The following is a 19,311-nucleotide window of genomic DNA, read 5'->3' on the forward strand; positions in this document are numbered from 1 at the left end:
GGGGCCGGGGTCAGGGGAGGGAAGTGAGGGCGGTCAGGAGGGTGTCGATCTCGTGGGTGGTGGTGCCCAGGCCGAGGCTCGCGCGCAGGGCGGTGGGAGGCAGGTCGGTGCGGGCGGACCGGGCGGCGGCCTCGGTCAGCAGGCGGCGGGTCAGCGGATGGGCGCAGAACAGGCCGTCCCGGACGCCGATCCGGTGCCGGGCCGCCAGGTGCGCGGCCACCTCGGCGGAGTCCCGCCCGGCGACCACGAAGCTGACGATGCCGACCCGGGGCGCGTCCGGGCCGAACGTGCGCAGCTCCACCACGCCCGGCAGCGCGGCCAGACCGGACCGTAGCCGGGCCAGCAGCGCCTGCTCCCGGGCGTGCAGCGCGGTCCGGTCCGCCGCCGCGAACGCCGCGCAGACCGCCGCCAGCGCCACCGCGCCGAGCAGGTTCGGGGTGCCGCCCTCGTGCCGGGCCGGGCCGGTCACCCAGCGCACCTGGTGGGTGGCCGCGCCGACGTGACCCGTGGCCCCGCCGCCGGCCAGGTACGGCGGGGCGGCGTCCAGCCAGTCCGCCCGCCCGGCCAGCACGCCGGCGCCGAACGGGGCGTACAGCTTGTGGCCGGAGAGCGCCAGGTAGTCGACGTCCAGCGCGGTCAGGTCGACCGGCGCGTGCGGGGCCAACTGGGCGGCGTCCACCAGGATGCGGGCGCCGTGCCGGTGGGCCACCCGGGCCAGCTCGGCGACCGGCCAGCACTCGCCGGTGACGTTGCTGGCGCCGGTCACCGCGACCAGCACCGGCCGGCCGGGCCGGGCGTCGCGGGCCAGCTCACCCAGCGCCAGGCCCAGCGACCGGACCGCGTCGGCCGGGCTGGCCGGCACCGGCAGCCGGACCGAGCCGCGCGGCCAGGGGAGCAGGTTCGCGTGGTGCTCGCCGCCGAACGTGACCACCGTGGTACCGGCGGGCAGCGCCCGGGCCAGCAGGTTCACCGCGTCGGTGGTGTTCCGGGTGAAGATCACATGGTCGGTGGGACGCGCGCCGACGAAGTCCGCCACGGTCTGCCGGGCCCGCTCGTAGGCCAGCGTGCAGCGCCGCGACAGCGCGCCCGCGCCGCGGTGCACGCTCGCGTACCAGGGCAACAGCTCGGCCACCGCGTCGGCCGCGGCCCGCGCGCACGGCGCGCTGGCGGCGTGGTCCAGGTTGATCTCTCCCGGTACGCCGAGCACGCCGAGCGGGTCCGGCCGGACCGGCGTGGGCAGCGTGGGCAGGGCGGGTACGAGGGTGACGGTCATGGCGGAGCCTCCGGGTCACAGGGGACCCCGGGTGCCGGGACGGGGTCCGCGCTTGCCCAGCACGCGACGCGGCGCTGGGCCCGGTCATCACCCGGGGCACCCCACCGCGAACTCGACGAGGGTTGCCGGCCAGCAAGCCGGGGCTTGACGCTGGCGCTCGTGACCTGCCCGGCAGCATAGCCGTCACGATGCGGCCGGACCAGTGGGGCGCGGGTGGCTACGCTGACCGCATGGCCGTCACCCCGCCCGGCGGAGCACTGCCGCCGCCGCCCGCGCCCGCCGTCCCGCCGCCCGGGGCGCCGACGCCGCGGATGCCGCTGCGCCGGCTCGGCTGGCGGCGTTTCCTGGCGCTGGCCGCGGTGGTGCTGCTGATCGCGGCCGGCGCGCTGTTCATGGTTTTCACGCTGGGCGAGAGCCTGGGCGCGGAGGCGCTGCTGGTCGGCGTGATCGCGGCGATCCTGCCGGTGCCGGTGCTGGTGTCCTGCTTCCTCTGGCTCGACCGCTACGAGCCCGAGCCGCTGAAATACCTGATCTTCTGCTTCGCCTGGGGCGCGTTCGTCTCCACCGCCATCTCGCTGCTGGTCAACGAGACCGGGGCGCGGCTGTTCGAGGACAACGGGTTGCCCGCCGCGCTGACCGCCGTCCTGGTCGCGCCGTTCATCGAGGAGCTGACCAAGGCGGCCGGCCCGATCCTGCTGCTGATCTTCCGGCGCCGGGAGTTCTCCGGGATCACCGACGGCCTGGTCTACTGCGGGCTCTCCGCGGTCGGCTTCGCCATGGTCGAGAACATCCTCTACCTGGGCGGGTACGGCTACCGCACCGGCGTGGAGGAGTACGGCCCGGCCACCGGCGCGCAGCAGGTGATCGCGATCTTCATCGTGCGGATCCTGCTCTTCGGCTTCGCCCACCCGCTGTTCACCTCGATGACCGGCGTCGGGCTGGGCGTCGCCGCGCGCACCGCCGACCGGCGGGTGCGGATCCTCGCCCCGCTCGCCGGCCTGTTGCTGGCCATGATGCTGCACGGCACCTGGAACCTGCTGCCCTCACTGGCCCAGGCCACCGGGCAGCAGGTGATCGTGCTCTACGGCTACATCGGCGTGATGGTGCCCATCTTCTTCGGCATGGTGGGGCTGGCCGTCTGGCTGCGGGCCTGGGAGGGGCGGCTCACCGAGCGCACGCTGCCCGACTACGTCCGGGCGGGTTGGCTGACCCCGCCCGAGGTGGCGGCGCTGGGCAGCCTGGGCCGGCGACACGCGGCCCGCACCTGGGCCCGGCGGGTGGCCGGCGACGGCGGCGTGAGGGCGATGCGGGGCTACCAGTTCGCCGCGACCCGGCTGGCGTTGCTGCGGGACGGGATGCGCCGGGGGCTGGACCGCAAGCCCGCCGAGCGGGACCGGACGGCACGGGAGGAACGGGAACTGCTGGACGCGATCAGCGCGTACCGGTCGTTCTTCGTCGGCCGCGACCCGCAGGCGCCGGTCGGCGTCTGGGACGGGCAGCGCTACCACCTGCGGTTCCCGGACGGCTCCCGGCGGGCCGTCGAGGCGCCGGACGAGCCGGTGGTGCCGATCCCGGTGGTGCTGGCCCCGCCGCCCCCGCCCCCGGGCTACGGCCCGCACGCCTGGCACCCGCACGGCTGAGCCCGCACGGGGTGGGGTCAGGCCATCAGGCCGGTGAGGAAGTCGCCGAGCCCCTGGGCGATGGCCATCAGTGCGGCCCCGATCCCCCGGAACAGCTGCGCCGCGCCGTCCGGCCGGAACGCCATGAAGTAGATCAGGAACGCGAGGAACCCCCAGGCGAGAATCCTCTTGATCACGATCGGCATGGTCCCTCCCCAGGGCGCACTGAGGTGCCTGGGCTTCCCGCCGGGCAGCGCCGCAAACGGCGCTCGGGGCGGGCCCTAGAGGTAGAGCCCGGTGGAGCCGGTCGCGCTGTCCTCCACCCGTTCCGCCGCCACCGCGTGCACGTCGCGCTCGCGCAGCAGCACGTAGGCCCGGCCGTGCAGCTCGACCTCGGAGCGGTCGTCCGGGTCGAAGAGCACCCGGTCCCCGGCCACGATCGAGCGTACGTGCGGCCCCACGCCGACCGCGGTGGCCCAGGCGAGCCGTTTGCCGACCGCCGCGGTCGCCGGGATCACGATGCCGGCGGTGGAGCGGCGTTCCCCCTCACCGCCTTCGGTACGCACCAGCACGCGGTCGTGCAGCAGGCGGATGGGCAGCCCGGCGTCGAGACTCTGGTCGGCGGTCACGCGAAGACGCTACCGCGTGCCGATCGGCCGCTTCCGTCGTGGTTGCCGGGAGCGGCGGCGGGGCAATGTGTGGCGGGACCGCCCTAGGGTGGGGCGGTCGGACGTATCCTGTCCCCCCCTGTGACGTGGGTGGACCAACTGTGCGGGAGGTGCGCTTGAGCCGCTTCGAGCGGATGCGCGGACGACTCCGCCGCGCGTACGAGACGGGCCGTGAGTCGGCCCGGTCCCGCCAGTTCGGGGCCGACGCCACGCCGGAGGACGCGGGCGTCGCGTCGCCCACCTCACCGGGTCCGGCGGCGTCGTCGTCGGCGACCGTGCTGGGCGCCCCGCCGCCGGCCGCGATGCACTCCTCGACGGTCAGCCGGGACGACACCGAGGTGCCGCACGCGCTGCGCATCGCCGCCGCCTGGTGCTGGCGACTGCTCGTGATCGGCATCGTCACCTGGGCCCTGCTCAAGATCGTCGGCACGATCAGCATCGTGATCATCCCGCTGACCGTCGCGCTGCTGCTCTCGGCGCTGCTCGCCCCGGCGGTCGGCTGGCTGCTGAAGGCCCGGTTCCCCCGCTCGCTGGCGACCGGCGTGGTGCTGGTCGGCGGTCTGGCCGCGGTGATCGGCACGCTCACGCTGGTGGTCAACGAGTTCATCCAGGGCGTGCCGGAGCTGAGCGAGAAGTCGTCGCAGGGTGTCCGGCAGATCCAGAACTGGTTCAAGACCGGGCCGCTGCACCTGTCCGACAGCCAGCTCGACCGCTACATCAACGAGGCGCAGACCTGGATCAACGGCAACACCGAGCGGTTCACCAGCGGCGCGCTCAGCACCGCCGCGACGCTCGCCGAGGTGCTCACCGGCACCGTCCTGGTGCTCTTCGCGACGTTCTTCTTCCTCCGCGACGGCAACAACATCTGGCGGTTCCTGGTCCGGCTGCTGCCGGTGGCCGCGCGCTGGAAGGTCGACGACGCCGGGCGCGCGTCGTGGGCGACGCTCGGCGCGTACGTGCGGGCCACCGTGCTGGTCGCGTTCATCGACGCCGTGGGCATCGGCATCTTCCTGGTCGTCTTCGACATCCCGTTCGCGTTCCCGCTGGCCGCGCTGGTCTTCCTGGGCGCGTTCATCCCGATCGTCGGTGCGTTCCTGTCCGGCGTGGTGGCCGTGCTGGTGGCGCTCGTCGACAGCGGCCCGGTGACCGCCCTGATCATCCTGGGCGTGGTCGTCGGCGTGCAGCAGATCGAGGGCCACGTGCTCCAGCCGCTGATCATGGGCCGCGCGGTGGCCATCCACCCGCTCGCCGTGATCATCGGCATCGCCGCCGGTGTGGTGCTGGCCGGCATCGCCGGCGCGCTGGTCTCGGTGCCGCTGATCGCCGTGCTCAACACCGCGGTCCGCCGGCTCGCCGCGCGTACCGTGCCGGACACCCCGCCGGACGCGGTGGTGGTCGCCTCCCAGGCGCCCTGACCCGACCCGATCCGCCGACGCCCGCGTCACCCCGCCCGGGGAGGCGCGGGCGTCAACTCTTGGCCAGCCGCTCCAGCGCGCCCCGGGCCACCTCGGGGCGGGTCGTGTACCAGAACGGCGGCAGCGACCGGCGCAGGAACGGGCCGTAGCCGCGCGCCGTCTCCAGCCGCGAGTCGAGCACCGCCACCACGCCCCGGTCGCCGGTGGCCCGGATCAGCCGGCCCACGCCCTGCGCCAGCCGGACCGCCGCGATCGGCACGCTGACCGCCGCGAACCCGGAGCCGCCGCCCGCGTCCACCGCCGCCGCCCGGGCGGCGGCGAGCGGCTCGTCGGGCCGGGGGAACGGCAGCCGGTCGATCACCACGAGCTGGCAGGCATCGCCCGGCACGTCCACCCCCTGCCAGAGCGACATCACCCCGAACAGGCAGCTCTCCCGCTCCTGCCGGAAGCGGCGGACCAGCAGCGGCAACGCCTCCTCGCCCTGAAGCAGCACGGGCAGGTCGGTCCGCGCGCGAACCAGCTCCGCCGCCTGCTGCGCGGCCCGCCGGGAGGAGAAGAGCCCGAGGGTACGCCCACCGAGCGCGCCGACCAGCGCCAGCAGTTCCTCGCCGGCCGCCGTGGGCAGCCCGGAGACGCTGGGGCGGGGCAGGTGCGCGGCCACGTAGAGGATGCCCTGTCGGGCGTAGTCGAACGGCGAGCCGACGTCGAGCGACCGCCAGCCGGGGCCCTCGGTGGCCGGTACGGTGCCGATGGCCGCCCGGCTGCCCTCGGTGCTCGCCACCGGTGCCGGGTCGGTGCCGCGGCCGGCGGCGGCAGCGGTGGCCAGCGCGGCGGCGGCCGGCGACGGCGGGGCCGGCGGCGGCGCCTCCAGCCCGAGCGCCCGGGCCACCGTGTCGAAGCGCCCGCCCAGCGCCAGGGTGGCCGAGGTGGCGACCACGGTGCGCTCGTCGTAGAGGTTGGCGGCGAGCGTGCCGGCCACCGACAGCGGCGCCACCACAAGCGCCCGGCGGCTGCCGTTCTCCGGCTTCTCCACCCAGGCCACGTCGTGGTCGCCCTCCTCCAGCAACCGCTGGGCGGTGGTGGACAGCTCGTCGAGCACCGCCTTGGCCTGCTGCTTGCGGACCGGGTCGGGGTCGTCGCCCTTCACGTCGCCGATCGCCTCCAGCGCGGCCCGGGTCGCCGAGTCGAGCAGCGTGCACGCCTCGCGCAGCGCGGGCGGCAGGCCGGCGGTGAGCCGACCGGCCGGTGCCTCGGCCAGCCCCACGGCCAGCGCGTCACCCGCCTCGGTGAGCCGGTCGGCGTGGTCGGGGCGCAGCAGCGGCCGGGCGCGTCGGGTGGACCTGTCGATCAGCTCCGGCACCAGCTCGGCCTGGGCCGCCGAGGAGACCCGGTCGGCCAGCTCGTGCGCCTCGTCCACGACGAGCAGCCGGTGCGGCGGCACGATGTGCCGATCGGCGAGCATGTCCACGGCGAGCAGGCTGTGGTTGGTCACCACCAGGTCGGCCTCCCGGGCGCGGGCCCGCGACGCCTCCGCGAAGCACTCCTGCCCGAACGGGCAGCGACTCGCGCCGACACACTCCCGGGCCGGCATCGAGACGCTGCGCCAGACCTGGTCGTCGACGCCCGGATCCAGCTCGTCCCGGTCGCCGGTGGCGGTTTCCTCCGCCCAGTCGCGCAGCCGCTGCACCTGCTTGCCCAGCCGACCCGCCTCGCCGAGCCACTTCGTGCCGCCGGGCCGGGGCGCGTCGAAGAGCGCGTCGTCCGGCTCGTCCTCGACGGAGCTGTCCAACCGGGCCAGGCACAGGTAGTGGTGCCGGCCCTTCAGCACGGCGAACGTGGGCCGACGGCCGAGCACCGGCTCGACCGCGTCGGCCAGCCGGGGCAGGTCGTGGTCGACGAGCTGGGACTGCAACGCCAGCGTGGCGGTGGAGACCACCACCGGGCCGTCCACGGTCAGCGCCGGCGCCAGGTAGGCCAGCGACTTGCCGGTGCCGGTGCCGGCCTGCACCAGCAGATGCTCGCCGGAGGCGATGCTGCGCTCGATCGCCTCGGCCATGAGCTGCTGGCCGGGCCGGGTCGCGCCGCCCGGGACCGCACCGACCGCGGCGGCCAGCAGCTCCGCGCCGCTCGCGCGGCCACTCCGGCGCTTCTTCGGGACGGGGGTGGCGGTGCGGGACGGGCTCACCGTGCGACCGTACCCGCCGGCACCGACGCCGGTCCCGTCGCGCCGGCGGCGTGGCGCAGGGCGGGTCGCGTCCGGTTACCTGCCGATCGCGTGGCGTGGCCGGAATCGGTTAGGGTGCCAGGCATGCCGAGCGACGTGGTCCGCGTGATCTACCGCAAGTACGACGGCAGCGCCCACCGCGACTACCCGGCCCGTCGGCTCGCCGAGGACGACCTCGGCGTCTGGCTCGGCGTGCCGGCCGGCACCGAGTCGGTCTACCACGGCCGCCCGTCGGTCGAGCAGATCCCGTTCGTCCTGCTGGTGCCCCGGCACGCCTGGTGGACGGGCATGTTCAACCCGCCGCCGCGCACCAGCGAGGTCTACTGCGACATCGCCACCCCGGCCCGGTGGGAGGGCGACGAGACGGTCCACCTGGTCGACCTCGACCTGGACGTGGTGCGTCGCCGCGAGACCGGCCTGGTCGAGCTGCGCGACGAGGACGAGTTCGCCGAGCACCGGGCCCGGTGGAACTACCCGGACGACCTGGTCGCCGAGGCCGAGGCGGCGTCCCGCTGGCTGCTCGGCGCGCTCGGCGACGGCACCGAGCCGTTCGCCACCTCGTACCGGAAGTGGTTGGCCCTGGTGGTCTGAGCCGCGCGTCACCGGCGCGGCGGCCGGCCGCTTCCCGACGGGTTGTGGGTGGCAAAGCGGGCGTACCGGACGCGTCATACCCGTGATCCCGCCGGGCGGGTGAGGATCGGGGGATGACTGGGGTGGTGAGGCCCGAGGACGGGTCGATGCGGGAGTTGTTGCGGGTGGGGCCGGGGTCGGTGGACCTGACGGCGGTGGACCCCCGCTCGATGCCGGGGTTGCCGAGGGCGGCCGGCCGTGGGACGGCGCGTAAGGAATGGGCCCGTGGCCAGGTCGAACTGATCGGTGCGGAGCTGGGCCGGCAGCAGGAGATGCTGTACGCCGCCGCCCAGGTCGCCGCCGGCCCGGGAAGCGCCACCAGCGCGCCCACCCGGGCCGGGGCACACCTGGGCGAGGGCCGGCCGCGTCGGGTGCTGCTGGTGCTCCAGGCCATGGACTGCGGGGGCAAGGACGGCGCGGTCAAGCGGGTGGCCGGTGCGATGAACCCGCTCGGGCTGCACATCCGCTCGTTCGGCCCGCCCACGGAGGAGGAGCTGCGGCACGACTTCCTGTGGCGGGTGCGGCGGGCGCTGCCACCCCCGGGCTACGTGGGCGTGTTCAACCGCTCGCACTACGAGGACGTGCTGATCGCCCGGGTGGAGGGGCTGGTCGACGACGCCACCTGGCGGTCCCGCTACGAGATCATCAACGACTTCGAGCGGGAGCTGACCGGGCAGGCGGTCACCGTGGTCAAGGTCATGCTGCACATCTCCTACGCCGAGCAGGGCGAGCGGCTGATGGAACGGTTGACCGACCCGACAAAGTACTGGAAGTACAACCCGAGCGATCTGGACACCCGGGCCCGGTGGGACGAGTACCAGGCCGCGTACGCCGAGGCGCTGGAGCGCTGCGGCACGGACGCCGCGCCCTGGTTCGTGGTGCCGGCGGACCGCAAGTGGTACCGCGACTGGGCGCTGGCCCACCTGCTGCGTGAGACGTTCGACGGCTTGGATCTCGGGTATCCGGCTGCCGATTTCGACGTGGAACGGGAGCGTGACCGGTTGCGTGACCAGGGCCTGGAGCACTCAGGTGAACAGCAGGTGAACGAGCGGTGAATCGGGTCTGACCAGGGGTGGGCCGGTCGATGCCCGGTTCCGGCGGGTCCCTAGCATGCCCAGAGCAGGCGCCTCCCGTAGGCGACGGCCACCCTTCCACCGACACGACGAGGTCCGTGCTGTGAAGTTTTCCTTCCGTCCCACCGAGGGCGCCTTCTACGAGCTCTTCACCAGGGCCGCGCAGAACCTGGTGAAGGGGACCGACCTGCTCAACGAGCTGGGCCTTCCCGGTGCCGACGTGCAGTCGATCAGCGAGCGGCTGACCGAGGTCGAGCACGACAGCGACCAGATCACGCACGACCTCTACAAGAAGATCAACTCTACGTTCATCACGCCGTTCGACCGGGAGGACATCTACCGGCTGGGCTCGCTGCTCGACGACGTGATGGACCACCTGGAGGCGGTCGGCAACCTGCTCTACCTGTACGGCCTGACCAAGCTCCCGTCGCTCCCGCGTGAGCTGCACGAGCTGGTCAACGTGCTCGACCAGCAGGCCAAGCTCACCGCCGAGGCGATGCCCCGACTGAAGTCGATGAAGGACCTCGAGGACTACTGGATCGAGTGCAACCGGCTGGAGAACGACGGTGACCAGGCGTACCGCATGCTGCTGGTGCGTCTCTTCTCCGGCGAGTACGACGCGCTCACGGTGCTGAAGATGAAGGAGGTGGCCGACGAGCTGGAGGCCGCCTGCGACGCCTTCGAGCACGTCGCCAACACCGTCGAGACCATCGCGGTCAAGGAGTCCTGATCCTGTGAGCCCCGAACTCATCGCCGTGCTGGCGGTGATCGCGGTCGCCATGGCGTTCGACTACACGAACGGCTTCCATGACGCGGCCAACGCGATCGCCACCAGCATCTCGACCCGGGCGCTGACGCCCCGGATCGCCCTCGGCCTGGCCGCCGTCGGCAACTTCGTCGGCGCGCACTTCGGCGCCGGGGTCGCCAAGACGGTCGGCGACGGCCTGGTCACGCTCCCGACCGGCGTGGAGAGTCTCGGCGTGGTCTTCGCCGGTGTGCTCGGCGCGATCGCCTGGAACCTGATCACCTGGTACTTCGGCCTGCCCTCGTCCTCCTCGCACGCGCTCTTCGGCGGCCTGGTCGGGGCGACCCTGTTCGCCGCCGACGGCATCGTCCAGTGGGGCAACATCGTGGAGAAGGTCCTCATCCCGATGGTGCTGTCGCCGGTGGTCGGCCTGATCCTCGGCTTCCTGGTGATGCTGGCGATCATGTGGCTGTTCCGGAAGGGGCAGCCGGGCAAGCTCAGCCGCGGCTTCCGCTGGGCGCAGACCGTGTCCGCCGCCGCGATGTCGGTCGGCCACGGCATGCAGGACGCCGCCAAGACCATGGGCATCATCGTGCTGGCGCTCTACACCGGCGGCTTCCAGGAGAGCAAGACGCACATCCCCGGCTGGGTGTTCTGGACCTCCGCGACGATGCTGGCGCTCGGCACGTACGCGGGCGGCTGGCGGATCATCCGCACGCTGGGCCGGAAGATCATCGACCTGGGCCCGGCGGAGGGCTTCGCGGCCGAGACGGTGGCCAGCGCGGTGCTCTACTTCAACGCGCTGGTGCTCAAGGCCCCGATCTCCACCACCCACACGATCACCTCGGCGATCATGGGTGTCGGCGCGACCAAGCGGCTCTCCGCGGTCCGCTGGAACGTGGCCGGCAACATCGTGATCGCGTGGATCATCACGTTCCCGGCGGCGGCGGCCATCGCCTGCCTCGCGTACCTGCTGGTCCGCCCGCTGTTCTAAGGCGGGGCCCAGTTAACGCCTCCGGTCGAGCAGGGGCCCCTTCCTCACACCCGGTGTGAGGGAGGGGCCCCTAATTACGCGTAGGAGACGCCGATCCGGGCCTTGATGTCGTCGATCAGGGTCATGATCTCCAGCGTGGTGGCGTGCGGCACCAGCGGGCTCTCGGTCAGCCCGGCGGCCAGGCAGCGGCCCACCTCGATCGCCTCGTACTGGTAGCCGCCGCCGGTCAGGTCCGCCGGGATCGTCTCCGGCTCGGCGTCGGGCCGGTGCAGCACCGCCGACCCGGGCCGGAAGAACGGCTCCGGCAGGTCGATCCGGCCGGTGGTGCCGGTGATCGACGCGGTGATCGCGGTGGCGCCGACCATGCCGCAGCTCAGCGTCGCGACCGCGCCGGAGTCCCAGCCGAGGACGAGGCCGGTGTTCTCGTCGACCGCCTCCGGGCCCAGCCGGGCCCACGCCTGCACGTGCTGCGGCGCGCCGAGCACCAGGTGGGCGAGGCTCAGCGGGTAGATACCGAGGTCGAGCAGCGCTCCGCCGCCCAGCGCCCGGGCCCGCATCCGGTGCTCCGGCGGGAACGGCCCGGCCAACCCGAAGTCGGCCCGCACGTGGGTGACCTCGCCGATCGCGCCGTCGGAGATCAGCTCCAGCACGCGCAGGATCAGCGGGTTCGTCCGCATCCACATGGCCTCCATGAGGAAGAGCCCACGGGCGCGCGCCGTCTCCACCAGCTCGACGGTGGTCGGCAGGTCCAGCGTGCAGGGCTTTTCCACCAGCACGGCCTTGCCGCCGGCCAGGCAGGTGAGCGCCGCCTCGTGGTGCGCCGCGTGCGGCGTGGCCACGTAGATCGCGTCCAGGTCCGGGTCCGCGGCCAGTTCGGCCCAGGAGGCGTACGCCCGCGGCACGTCGTGCTGCCGTGCGAACGCCTCGGCGCTGTCCCGGGTACGCGAGCCGACCGCCACCAGTTCGGCGTCCGGCACCAGGCGCAGGTCGGCGGCGAAGCAGGCGGCGATGTGTCCGGTGGCCAGGATTCCCCAACGCGTCATGCGGGAACGCTATCCCGGCCGGCTCCGCGCCCGGCGAGATGATCCACCCGTCGGGATGTTCCGCCCGGCCCGGTCGGCGCACGGCCCCCGGTCACCGGTGTCGAGCACGGAGCGTGAGGGTTGCGTAGCGTAGTGGGCGTCGATCCTCGTCGCGCGGGGTCCGCGTGCACGGAAGCCTCATATTTGGACATAGCATCCCCCGGCGTCCCCGGGGCGGTGGTTCCTTGCGCTGCCTTTGCTCTGCAGCCGTCGACGCAGCGGTCACTGCCGGTCGCTGATGCGCGATTGGCTGCAAAGCAAAGGCGGCGAGCGGCGTGGTGGCGGCGGGAGAAGCCGTCACCCAGCGCGACGGCGAGGGCGGGAGCCGACCCGGTCGAGCTGCCGGACCGGGAACTAGGCTCGGCACATGACGACCGACGGCTTCGCCGCACCCCCCGCCCTGGTGGAGCACGCCCGCCGGTTCCACGCCGAGGGCGGCGAGCCCGCGGCGCCCCGGGTCGCCGCGACCGTGCTGCTGCTCCGCCCGGCCGGCGACGACTTCGAGGTCTACCTGATCCGGCGGGTGGCGGCGATGACGTTCGGCGGGATGTACGCCTTCCCCGGCGGCGGGGTGGACCGCTCCGACTCGGAGACGCACCTCGGCTGGGCCGGCCCGACGCCGGCCGCCTGGGGCGAACGGCTGCGCCTCGACCCGCCGGCCGCGCAGGCGGTGGTCTGCGCCGCCGTGCGCGAGGTCTTCGAGGAGGCGGGCGTGCTGCTCGCCGGCCCGGACGCCGACACCGTGGTCGGCGACGTCAGCGGCGACGACTGGGAGGCGGCCCGGCAGGACCTGGTGGGCCGGCGCACCGGCTTCGCGGACCTGCTGGCCCGGCGCGGGCTCACGCTCCGGTCCGACCTGCTGCTGCCGTGGACCCGCTGGATCACGCCGGAGTTCGAGCCGCGCCGCTTCGACACGTACTTCTTCGTCGCCCTGCTGCCCGAGGGGCAGCGGACCCGCGACGTCTCCGGCGAGGCCGACCACACGCTGTGGCTGCGGCCGGCGGACGCGTTGGCCCGGGCGGAGGCCGGGGAGCTGACCATGCTGCCGCCCACCATGGTCACGCTCGGCGAGGTCGCCGCCGCCGGCGACCTCGGCGGCGTCGCCCGCGCCGCGGCGGAACGCGACCCGGGTACGCCGATCGTGCCGCGCATCGAGGACCTGGACGGTGCCGCGCCGCGCTTCCTGCTGCGCTGAGCGGGACCCCGGAGCGGTGAACCGGGGCCCGCCGCCACCTCAGCCGAAGCGGCCGGTGATGTAGTCCTCGGTCTTCTTCTGGGTCGGGTTGCTGAAGATCTTCTGGGTGTTGTCGTACTCGATCAGCCGGCCCGGGTCGCCGGTCTTCTCGATCGAGAAGAACGCGGTGCGGTCGGACACCCGCGCGGCCTGCTGCATGTTGTGCGTGACGATGATGATGGTGAACTTGTCCTTGAGCTGGAACATCAGGTCCTCGATGGCCAGCGTGGAGATCGGGTCCAGCGCCGAGCACGGCTCGTCCATCAGCACCACCTGCGGCTCGACCGCGATGGTCCGGGCGATGCAGAGCCGCTGCTGCTGGCCGCCGGAGAGGCCGGCGCCGGGCTTGCCCAGCCGGTCCTTCACCTCGTCCCAGAGGTTGGCCGAGCGGAGTGCCTTCTCGGCCGCCTCCTCCAGGATCGACTTGCGCCGGACGCCGTTGAGCTTCAGGCCGGCCACCACGTTCTCGAAGATGCTCATGGTGGGGAACGGGTTCGGCCGCTGGAAGACCATGCCGATCATCCGGCGGACCGCGGTGACGTCCACGTCGCGGTCGTAGACGTCCTGCCCGTCGATGGTCAGGTTGCCCTCGACCCGGGCGTTGGGCAGCACCTCGTGCATCCGGTTGATCGACCGCAGGAACGTCGACTTGCCGCAGCCGGACGGGCCGATCAGGGCGGTCACGGTCTTCGGCTCGACGGTGAGGTTGATGTTCTCGATCGCCTTGAACCCGCCGTAGTAGGCGGTGACGTTCGAGGCTTCGACGCGCTTGGCCATGGTGACGGTACCTCCGGGGTTCATCGGCCGAGCCGGTTTCGACGGGCCAGCAGCTTGGCCGCGATGGTCAGGACGAGGACCAGCGCGACCAGGGTCAGCGCCGCGGTCCACGCCCGCGCCGGCGAGTACCTCGACGCCTCTCCGGCCTGCTGGTAGACGAAGAGGGCCAGCGACGACTGGTTGTTCTCGAACGGGTTGAAGTTGATCGCCGCGCCGCCGCCGGCGACGAGCAGCACCGGCGCGGTCTCCCCGGCGGCCCGCGCGATGGCGAGCATGATGCCGGTGACGATGCCGGGCAGCGCGGTCGGCAGCACGACCCGCAGGATGGTCTTCCACTTGGGCACGCCGAGCGCGTACGCGCCCTCGCGCAGCGGCGCCGGCACCAGCCGGAGCATCTCCTCGGTGGAGCGGACCACGGTGGGCAGCATGAGCACGCTCAACGCCAGCGCGGCGGCGAAGCCGGAGAAGCCCGGCCGGCCGTCGTTGAACCACGGCGAGACGATCAGCACCCAGAACGCCAGCACGAACAGGCCGGTGACGATCGACGGGATGCCGGTCATCACGTCCACGAAGAAGCGGATGGTGAACGCGAACCGGCCGCGGCCGTACTCGACCACGTAGATCGCGCAGAGCACGCCGAGCGGCACGGTGATCAGCGCGGCGATGCCGACCTGCTCCAGCGTGCCGATGATCGCGTGGTAGGCGCCGCCGTTGGCGTCCCGCGCCCCGATGTTGTTCATCGAGGTGCCGAAGAAGTTCGCGTCCAGCCGCTCGGAGCCCTTGCTGACCAGCGTCCAGACCACGGAGGCCAGCGGCAGCACGGCCAGCACGAACGCGGAGTGGATCAGCGCGCTCCAGGTCCGGTTGCGGGCCGACCGGCGGCCCTCCACCGCGTTCGCCGCGGCGAAGAGACCGGCCAGGTAGAGCAGCGCGCCGACCACCACGACCAGGACCGGGCCGCCGATCCCGGCGCCGTACACGAGGCCCGCCGACAGCAGCAGCGCCGCGACGGCGATGGCGGGCGCGGCGTACGCCGGGAGCCGCCGGGCCCGCAGCGTGGCCGGCTGGGCCGGCGGGCGCGGGCGGTGGGTGGGGAGTGTGGTGGTCATCAGGCAGCCGACTCCGTGAACTCGCGGCGACGGTAGATGATCGCCCGCGCGGTGATGTTGACGATCAGCGTGATCGCGAACAGCACCAGGCCGGAGGCGATCAGCGCGCCGCGGCCGGTGTCGTTCGCCTCGCCGAAGCGGTTGGCGATGTTCGCGGCGATCGAGTTGCCGCCGGCTTCGAGGATGTTGAACGAGATGGCGTACGTCGAGCCGAGCGTCAGCGCGAGCGCGATGGTCTCGCCGAGCGCCCGGCCCAGGCCCAGCATCACCGCGGCGATGACACCCGGCCGGCCGTACGGCAGGACCGCGGTGCGGATCATCTCCCAGCGGGTGGCGCCGAGCGCGAGCGCGGCCTCCTCGTTGGCGGTCGGGGTCTGCCGGAACACCTCGCGGGAGAGCGAGGTGACGATCGGCAGCACCATGATCGCCAGCACCACGGAGCCGAGCAGGATCGAGCTGCCGTACGGCCCCTCGCCGAAGATCGGGATCCAGCCGAAGCACGTGTGCAGCCAGGCGGAGAGGTCGGCGACCGGGCCGGCGAAGTAGTCGCGGCCCCAGAGGCCGAAGACCACGCTCGGCACGGCGGCCAGCAGGTCGATCAGGAAGCCCAGGCTGTTGCCGAGTCGGCGTGGGGCGTAGTGCGACAGGTAGAGGGCGATGCCCAGCGCGACGGGCACGGCCATGAGCAGCGCCAGCAGCGAGCTCAGGACGGTGCCGAAGGCGAGCGCGCCGATGCCGAACTTCGGCGGGTCGTCGTTCGGGAACCAGCCCTCGAAGGTCCAGAAGGACTCGGTGTTGGCCCGCAGCGCCGGCACGGCCTTGGCGATCAGGAAGATCGCGATGGCCGCGATGATGATCAGTACGGTGCTGCCGGCGGCCAGGGTCAGGCCACGGAACGCCCGTTCCGCGCCGAAGGCGCGGGCGCGGGGCAGGCCGCCGCCCCCGCCGAGGCCGCCGTCGGGGCGGCCAGGGTTGCCGGAGCGCTCGGCCACACGCGCCGAGGCACCGGCGGGCCGCTCGTGGCTCGTGGCCACGGGGGTCCCGCCGGTGCCGGCGTGCGCCGAGCGCTGAGGGGTGTCACCCATCTGCTCGCTCGCTTCGCGTTGAGGAGGTGTCGATCAGGGCGTCAGGAGAGGCTCTTGACCGCGGCCTCGACCTTGGTGCGGACCTCGTCGGGCAGCGGGGCGTAGCCCAGCTCGACCAGCTCCTGCTGGCCCTCGGCGCTGGCCGCGTGGCCGAGCAGGCCCTTGACCAGCGGCAGCTTGTCGGCGGCGAGGCCCTTGCTGCAGACGATCTCGTAGGTCGCCAGGACGATCGGGTACGCCCCGGCCTCCTTGGTGTTGTAGTCGATCGACATCTTGAGGTCGTTGCCCTGGCCCTCGAACTTGGCCCCGGCGATGGTCTTGCCGGCCGACTCGGCGGTCAGCTCGGTGAACTCGCCGTTGCCGTTCTTGACCTTGGCCATCTTCAGGCCGGAGTTCTCGGCGTACGACCACTCGACGTAGCTGATGGTGCCCTCGGTGCTCTTGACCTTGCTGGCCACACCGTCGGACTTGGCCGCGCCGACGCCGCCCGGCGCCTTCCACGCCTTGGCGTTGCCGAGGGTCCAGTCCGCCTCGGCGGTCTTGGAGAGGTACTTGGTGAAGTTGTCGGTGGTGCCCGACTCGTCGGAGCGGTGCACCGCCTGGATCGCGGTCGACGGCAGCTTCGCGTCCGGGTTGTCGGCCTTGATCGCGGCGTCGTCCCACTTGGTCACCTTGCCGGCGAAGATCTTCGCCAGGGTGGCCGGGCTGAACTGGAGGTTGTCCGCGCCGCTGACGTTGTAGACGACCGCGACCGGGCCGATCACCATCGGCAGGTTGAGGGCCTGGCCGCCGGCGCACTTGGCGTCGGCCTGCGGCTGCTCCTCCGGCTTGAGCGCGGAGTCGGAGCCGGCGAAGTCGGCGGTGCCGGCGATGAACGCCTGGATGCCGGCGCCGGAGCCGCTCGGCTCGTAGTTGATCGTGGTGCCCGCGCACTTCTGCTGGTACGCCTTGATCCACTCAGCCATGGCGTTCTTCTGCGCGGAGGAGCCCTGCGCGTTCAGCGTGCCCTTGCCGCAGTCGACCGCGGCGGCGGAACCGGAGGCGCCGGCGGCCGGCTCGTTGTTGTCCGAGCCGCAGGCGCTGAGACCGAGAACCGCGGTAAGAGCGAGACAGGCGATGGCGCCGTGCCGCTGGAGCTTCACTTGAAAGGTTTCCCTTCACGTCTTTGGTCAGGTCGCCCGGGGTTGCCGGGGGCCGGCGCTGACCGGCTTGACGTGAAAGTTAGGAGGACCAGGTGGACGGTTCGCCGGTCGGAAGTGAACGCGGGATGAACACGTCCGGCCGGCGAGGTGGCCGTATGCTGAGGTGAGCCTGTCCATTTCGTGAACTCGCGGCCCGCTATCGCTTTTAGCGTGATTTATCCGGGCGACTGTTATCGCGCCGTGGCTCCGGCGTGATGCTCCCGTGACCGGCGTCGGGTGCCCTGCCGGCGCTCAGCCGAGCTGGTAGTTGACGTGCGCGGACCAGCGGGCGAAACCGGTCCGCTCGTAGAGCGAGACCGCGCCGGCGTTGCTCTCGTCGACGTAGAGCATCACCCGGTCCAGCCCGCGCCGGTCGCGCAGGTGGGCCAGGCCGGCGGCGGTGAGCGCCCGGCCGAGCCCGCCGCGGTGCACGGACGGGTCCACCCCGAGCACGTAGACCTCGCCGATCCGGGCCGAGCCGGGCCGCTCGTGCACCTTGGTCCAGTGGAAGCCGAGCAGTCGGCCGGTGGCGGAGTCCACCGCGAGCAGGAAGCCGGCCGGGTCGAACCACGGCTCGGCGAGGCGCACCCGAAGGTCGTCGAGCGTCCACCGGCCCTGCTCGGGATGCTGGGCGAACGCCGCGTTGTTGACCGCCAGCCAGCTCTCGTCGTCCTCGCCGGGGCGGAACGCGCGCAGCTCCACACCCTCGGGCAGGACCGGCGCGGGCACCGCCCCGGTCAGCGGGCGGCGGAGCTGCCACAGCACCCGGGCGCGGGTGAAGCCCAGGTCGACCGCGAGCGCGGCGGCGGACGGGTGGTCGCCGTGCGCCCAGGCCCGCAGCGGACCGGTGGCGGCGGCCAGCACGCCCCGGGCCAGCGCCCGGCCGGTGCCGCGCCGCCGGTGCGCCGGGTGCACCACCAGCTCCACGCCGACGCCCTCCGCCGGGGCGGTGGTGTCCAGGTGTGCGTACCCGGTCAGGGAGCCGTCGGCGGCGCGGGCGGTGAGGTGCACGGCCGGCGCCTCCGGGTCGCGCAGCCGCAGCAGCACGTGCTCGTCGAGCGGATCGGCGCCGTCGGCGTCGCCGGCCGCGCGGGCCAGCGCCAGCACGTCGGCGACCTCGGCCGTCGTCAGCCGGTCGGTGGACGTGACCCCCCGGCCGGTCGGGGTCACTGCCTCGGGTCCGGGACCGCTCGTCGGCTCGGTGCTGCTCATCCCCGTCACGTTAGTGGCCGGCGGGCGGTCGTTCCCGCGGGGCGGCGACGGCCTGTGGTGGCGCTCGTCACGGGGCGCGGGTGGGCAGCGGTTCCAGCTCGAACCGCGCGAGCAGTTCCGGCAGGAGCTGCTGCAACGCCGCGACCGTGCCGGAGCGGTCCCCGCCCGCGTCGTGCATGAGGACGATCGCGCCGGGCGCGATCTGCGCGCGGACCCGCGCCGCCACGGTCTCCGCCCCCGGCGCCCGCCAGTCCGACGGGTCGACGCTCCAGTGCAGCGGCGTGAGGCCCAGCTCCGCGCAGGCCGACGCGACCGGGGCGGTCCAGGCGCCGCCCGGCTGCCGGTAGTACGCGATCCGGGCGCCCGGCGCGGCGGCCAGGATCGCGTCGTTGGTGCGTCTCAGGTCGGCCCGGATCGTCTCCGGGGTGCGCCGGCCGAGGTTGACGTCGTGCTTCCAGGAGTGGTTGCACAGCGTGTGCCCCTCGGCCGCGATGGACCGGACCAGGTCCGGGTAGCTCTCCGCGTTCTCGCCGACGACGCAGAACGTGGCCTTCACGCCGTACTGGCTCAGCAGGGCGAGCACCTGTGGCGTCCACCGGGGGTCGGGGCCGTCGTCGAAGGTCAACGCGACCCGGGACGAGCCGGTGGTGACGTGTGCGCCGTACGGGCCCGCGCCGTCCCCGGTGACGTCCGGCGCGCTCGTGGCGGCGTCCGGGCTCGGCCGGTCGCCCGTCGGCGGCTGGTCGGCGTAGTGCGGGGCGGTGGCGGAGGCGGTCACGCCCGCGGCTGTCGGATGCCGCTCCGGCACCACCCCGCGGCCCAGCGCGTACGCCGAGGCCAGCAGCCCGACGAGCACCGCGGTCACCACCGTCACCGTCTTCAGCGTCGAGCCGGACATCAGTGGTACCGGCCGTTCGCCGCCCCCGTGGTCACCGCGTGCACCGTGGCCCCCCTCGGTCCTGACAAACCAGGCAGTCAGGATATGAGGGG

17 protein-coding genes, 2 pseudogenes and 1 riboswitch are annotated in these 19,311 nt (G+C 73.3%); of the genes and pseudogenes, 7 read left to right on the forward strand and 12 right to left on the reverse strand.

All coding sequences use genetic code 11. The features are described 5' to 3' along the window. Nucleotides 1-10: 10 nt before the first annotated feature. A complete protein-coding gene (locus VKK44_RS00395; protein WP_343444813.1) occupies nt 11-1,273 on the reverse strand; it encodes an aminotransferase class V-fold PLP-dependent enzyme in 1,263 nt (420 codons plus the stop codon). Between the two features lie 43 nt (nt 1,274-1,316). Then, nucleotides 1,317-1,438: riboswitch (SAM riboswitch) on the reverse strand. Between the two features lie 23 nt (nt 1,439-1,461). Between VKK44_RS00395 and VKK44_RS00400 the strand changes: the two genes are divergently transcribed. Then, nucleotides 1,462-2,913: a PrsW family intramembrane metalloprotease gene (locus VKK44_RS00400; RefSeq protein ID WP_343444815.1), complete on the forward strand. Its 1,452-nt coding sequence runs from the start codon at nt 1,462-1,464 to the stop codon at nt 2,911-2,913. A 17-nt stretch (nt 2,914-2,930) separates the two neighbouring features. On the opposite strand, the gene VKK44_RS00405 is transcribed toward VKK44_RS00400, so the two are convergent. Then, nucleotides 2,931-3,098 carry a hypothetical protein gene (locus VKK44_RS00405; protein WP_199199902.1) on the reverse strand — a complete coding sequence of 56 codons (168 nt, stop codon included), beginning with the start codon at nt 3,096-3,098 and terminating at the stop codon, nt 2,931-2,933. A 75-nt stretch (nt 3,099-3,173) separates the two neighbouring features. Then, nucleotides 3,174-3,521 (reverse strand): GroES family chaperonin, encoded by a 348-nt coding sequence (locus VKK44_RS00410; RefSeq protein WP_343444816.1) that lies wholly within the window; start codon nt 3,519-3,521, stop codon nt 3,174-3,176. 155 nt (nt 3,522-3,676) lie between these two features. On the opposite strand from VKK44_RS00410, the gene VKK44_RS00415 reads away from it, so the two are divergent. After that, nucleotides 3,677-4,975, forward strand: a complete 1,299-nt coding sequence (locus VKK44_RS00415) for an AI-2E family transporter (RefSeq protein ID WP_458351589.1) — start codon at nt 3,677-3,679, stop codon at nt 4,973-4,975. A gap of 52 nt (nt 4,976-5,027) precedes the next feature. Here the strand turns inward: VKK44_RS00415 and VKK44_RS30920 are convergent. Both VKK44_RS30920 and VKK44_RS30925 read right to left on the reverse strand, forming a co-directional pair. Then, nucleotides 5,028-5,714, reverse strand: a pseudogene (locus VKK44_RS30920) (ATP-dependent DNA helicase); the annotation flags it as partial. A 111-nt stretch (nt 5,715-5,825) separates the two neighbouring features. Next, a pseudogene (locus VKK44_RS30925) lies at nt 5,826-7,160 on the reverse strand (ATP-dependent DNA helicase); the annotation flags it as partial. Between the two features lie 123 nt (nt 7,161-7,283). Here VKK44_RS30925 and VKK44_RS00425 point away from each other — a divergent pair. From VKK44_RS00425 to VKK44_RS00440, 4 genes are all read left to right on the forward strand, one after another. After that, nucleotides 7,284-7,790 (forward strand): DUF402 domain-containing protein, encoded by a 507-nt coding sequence (locus tag VKK44_RS00425; protein ID WP_343444818.1) that lies wholly within the window; start codon nt 7,284-7,286, stop codon nt 7,788-7,790. Between the two features lie 113 nt (nt 7,791-7,903). After that, the gene (locus tag VKK44_RS00430; protein ID WP_343444819.1) at nt 7,904-8,884 is read left to right on the forward strand and encodes a PPK2 family polyphosphate kinase; all 981 of its coding nucleotides are present in this window, start codon (nt 7,904-7,906) and stop codon (nt 8,882-8,884) included. 121 nt (nt 8,885-9,005) lie between these two features. Further along, complete coding sequence (locus VKK44_RS00435; protein ID WP_089157475.1) at nt 9,006-9,632, forward strand: DUF47 domain-containing protein; 627 nt, start codon at nt 9,006-9,008, stop codon at nt 9,630-9,632. Between the two features lie 4 nt (nt 9,633-9,636). After that, nucleotides 9,637-10,641: an inorganic phosphate transporter gene (locus tag VKK44_RS00440; RefSeq protein WP_343444820.1), complete on the forward strand. Its 1,005-nt coding sequence runs from the start codon at nt 9,637-9,639 to the stop codon at nt 10,639-10,641. A gap of 74 nt (nt 10,642-10,715) precedes the next feature. Here the strand turns inward: VKK44_RS00440 and VKK44_RS00445 are convergent, their stop codons facing one another. Further along, the gene (locus VKK44_RS00445) at nt 10,716-11,684 is read right to left on the reverse strand and encodes a Gfo/Idh/MocA family protein (protein WP_343444821.1); all 969 of its coding nucleotides are present in this window, start codon (nt 11,682-11,684) and stop codon (nt 10,716-10,718) included. 406 nt (nt 11,685-12,090) lie between these two features. Here VKK44_RS00445 and VKK44_RS00450 point away from each other — a divergent pair, with 406 nt between their 5' ends. Continuing rightward, the gene (locus VKK44_RS00450; protein WP_343444822.1) at nt 12,091-12,918 is read left to right on the forward strand and encodes an NUDIX hydrolase; all 828 of its coding nucleotides are present in this window, start codon (nt 12,091-12,093) and stop codon (nt 12,916-12,918) included. Nucleotides 12,919-12,957: 39 nt separating this feature from the next. On the opposite strand, the gene pstB is transcribed toward VKK44_RS00450, so the two are convergent. The 6 genes from pstB to VKK44_RS00480 all read right to left on the reverse strand — a co-directional run bounded on the left by pstB (nt 12,958) and on the right by VKK44_RS00480 (nt 19,219). After that, a complete protein-coding gene (gene pstB / locus VKK44_RS00455; RefSeq protein ID WP_343444823.1) occupies nt 12,958-13,734 on the reverse strand; it encodes a phosphate ABC transporter ATP-binding protein PstB in 777 nt (258 codons plus the stop codon). Nucleotides 13,735-13,754: 20 nt separating this feature from the next. After that, on the reverse strand, nt 13,755-14,843 hold the full coding sequence (pstA, locus tag VKK44_RS00460; protein WP_343444824.1) for a phosphate ABC transporter permease PstA: 1,089 nt from the start codon (nt 14,841-14,843) through the stop codon (nt 13,755-13,757). After that, the gene (pstC, locus tag VKK44_RS00465) at nt 14,843-15,928 is read right to left on the reverse strand and encodes a phosphate ABC transporter permease subunit PstC (protein ID WP_343444825.1); all 1,086 of its coding nucleotides are present in this window, start codon (nt 15,926-15,928) and stop codon (nt 14,843-14,845) included. The genes pstA and pstC overlap by 1 nt, the downstream gene beginning before the upstream one ends. A 41-nt stretch (nt 15,929-15,969) precedes the next feature. Then, entirely contained in the window at nt 15,970-17,070 is a 1,101-nt protein-coding gene (pstS, locus tag VKK44_RS00470) for a phosphate ABC transporter substrate-binding protein PstS (RefSeq protein WP_343444826.1), read from the reverse strand. 291 nt (nt 17,071-17,361) lie between these two features. Next, on the reverse strand, nt 17,362-18,321 hold the full coding sequence (gene mshD / locus VKK44_RS00475) for a mycothiol synthase (protein WP_343444827.1): 960 nt from the start codon (nt 18,319-18,321) through the stop codon (nt 17,362-17,364). A gap of 67 nt (nt 18,322-18,388) precedes the next feature. Next, a complete protein-coding gene (locus VKK44_RS00480) occupies nt 18,389-19,219 on the reverse strand; it encodes a polysaccharide deacetylase family protein (protein WP_343444829.1) in 831 nt (276 codons plus the stop codon). Between the last annotated feature and the right edge of the window lie 92 nt (nt 19,220-19,311).

The organism is Micromonospora sp. DSM 45708, from assembly GCF_039566955.1.
Taxonomy (GTDB): Bacteria; Actinomycetota; Actinomycetes; order Mycobacteriales; family Micromonosporaceae; genus Micromonospora.